Origin of the sequence: Actinoplanes sp. NPDC051633, from assembly GCF_040681735.1 — a bacterium.
GTDB lineage: Bacteria > Actinomycetota > Actinomycetes > Mycobacteriales > Micromonosporaceae > Actinoplanes.
Genome location: NZ_JBFAZH010001267.1, coordinates 1 through 2,132, shown reverse-complemented (window position 1 = coordinate 2,132; position 2,132 = coordinate 1). Strand labels below are relative to the sequence as shown.

Genomic DNA, 2,132 nt, shown 5'->3' with positions numbered 1-2,132 from the left:
CGGCGAACCGGTGGTCGACCGGGCCCTCTCCCTGCTGTTCGCCTTCGACGCCACGCACCGCAGACTGTCGCTGGGCGAGCTGAGCCGCCGCAGCGGCATCCCCACCAGCTCGGCGTTGCGGCTGGCCGGCCGGTTGCAGGCCCGCGGCGCGCTGGAGCGCGACGAGAGCGGCCACTACTCCATCGGGCTGCGCCTGTTCGAGATCTCCTCGCTGTGCCTGCGCGGGCACGGCCTGCGCCAGGTCGCGCTGCCCTACATGGGCGACCTCACCGAGGCGACCCACCAGCACGTCCTGCTCGCGGTGCGCGAGGGGGACGATGCCGTGCTGGTGGAGCGCCTGTCGGCGCGGCACGCGATGCCGATCCTCTACCGGGTCGGCGGTCGGCTGCCGCTGCATTCCACCGGGGTGGGGCACGTGCTCCTGGCGTACGCCGATCCGGCCTTTCAGGAGGAGTACCTGTCGCGGCCGCTGATCCGGGAGCCGGAGAAGACCCCGGTCTCGCCGGCCGCCCTGCGCCGCACCCTGGCCGACGTGCGCCGCGACCGCGCGATCACCTTCCGCCGCCGCGCGCCGCAGCCTCTGGTGGCGGTCGCGTGCCCGATCTTCGGCGAGGACGACGAGATGGTGGCGGCCCTGTCGGTGGTCGTCCCGGATCAGCAGGTCGACCCGCGCAGGCTGACCCCGGCCCTGCAGACGGCGGCCAGGGCGATCTCCCGAGCCCTCGGGGCGCACCGGCCGACCGAGCCGCCGGCCGGTTGAGTCCGGCCGAGGCCGGTCCGCCGTGCCGATGAACGGCAACGCCGTCGACGTGCCGGTGACGGCCCGGCCATCGTGAGGGCATGCGCACCATCGACCTGCACTGCTATCCGGGCACCGAGCCGTGGATCACCTCGCAGGGTCCCTACGTCGAGGCACTGGCCACCTACTGGAAGCGGCCGTGGGTCGCCAAGGAGGAGGGCGACGTCGCAGCCGAGCTGGTCGAGCGGGGCATCGAGGCGGTGCTGGTCGCCTTCGACATCGAGACCGTCACCGGCACGCCGCCGTGCACCAATGCCTACGTCGCCGGGATGCGCGACCGGCACCCGCGGGCCTTCATCGGGGCGTGGGGCGCCGTCGACCCGCTCAAGGGGGAGCGGGCCGTCCGCGACGCCGAGGAAGCGGTGAAGACGCACGGCGTGATCGGCTTCCACTTCCACCCGATCATGGGCCATTTCAGCGTCGACGACCGCGCGCTCTACCCGCTGTGGGAGACGATCGCCGCGCTCGGCGTACCCGTCATGGTCGACGTCGGCACCACCGGCATGGGCGCCGGCATGCCCGGGGGCATGGGCGCGAAGATCCGCCACGCGCACCCGCTCGCGGTCGACGAGCTCGCCGCCGACTTCCCCGGCCTGACCATCATCGCCGCCCACCCGGGCTGGCCGTGGATCGACGAGATGACCGCCGTGGCCCTGCACAAGGGCAACGTCTACTGGGAGATGTCCGGCTGGGCGCCCAAGTACTTCCCGCCGCAGCTGCGCACCGACATCCGCGGCCGGCTGCGCGACAAGGTGATGTTCGGCAGCGACCACCCGAGCATGCCCTACGAGCGGATCCTGCGGGAGTGGGACGAGCTGGGCTTCAGCGACGAGGTCATGCACGCGGTCTTCCACGGAAATGCCGAGAGGGTGTTGGGGCTGTGAGGCCGGTGGCCCTGGTTACGGGCGCTTCGAGTGGGATCGGCCGCAGCGCGGCGCTGGCGCTCGCCGGCCACGGATACGACGTCGTCGTCAACTACGCGTCCAGCCGGAACAAAGCCGAAGACGTCGCCGGGGAGGCCGAGAAGCTCGGCGCCCGAGTGAGCGCCGTGCAGGCGGACGTGGCCGACGAGGAGGCGGTCCGCGCCATGCTGGCCGTCGTCGAGCGTGACTTCGGCCGGCTCGATGCCCTGGTGAACAACGCCGGCACCACGATCGACACGCCGCCGTCCGATCTGGACGGTCTGTCGATGCGGGACTGGGACCGGGTCTTCGCGGTGAACGTGCGCGGCATGTTCCAGGTGACCCGCGCGGCCGTCCCTCTGATGCTTATATACGGTGAAGCGTCGGTAGTAAAAACCGCCAGAATCGTCGTCCTGCGCCCGGTTCCGCAG

At 71.8% G+C, this 2,132-nt stretch carries 3 protein-coding genes; all 3 read left to right on the top strand.

From position 1 onward, the window contains the following. A partial coding sequence (locus AB0M20_RS39895; RefSeq protein ID WP_364306316.1) for an IclR family transcriptional regulator occupies positions 1 to 760 on the top strand: 760 nt, incomplete at its 5' end. An 80-nt stretch (positions 761 to 840) separates the two neighbouring features. Further along, complete coding sequence (locus tag AB0M20_RS39890) at positions 841 to 1,683, top strand: amidohydrolase family protein (RefSeq protein ID WP_364306314.1); 843 nt, start codon at positions 841 to 843, stop codon at positions 1,681 to 1,683. 5 nt (positions 1,684 to 1,688) lie between these two features. Next, a partial coding sequence (locus AB0M20_RS39885; RefSeq protein WP_364306312.1) for an SDR family NAD(P)-dependent oxidoreductase occupies positions 1,689 to 2,132 on the top strand: 444 nt, incomplete at its 3' end.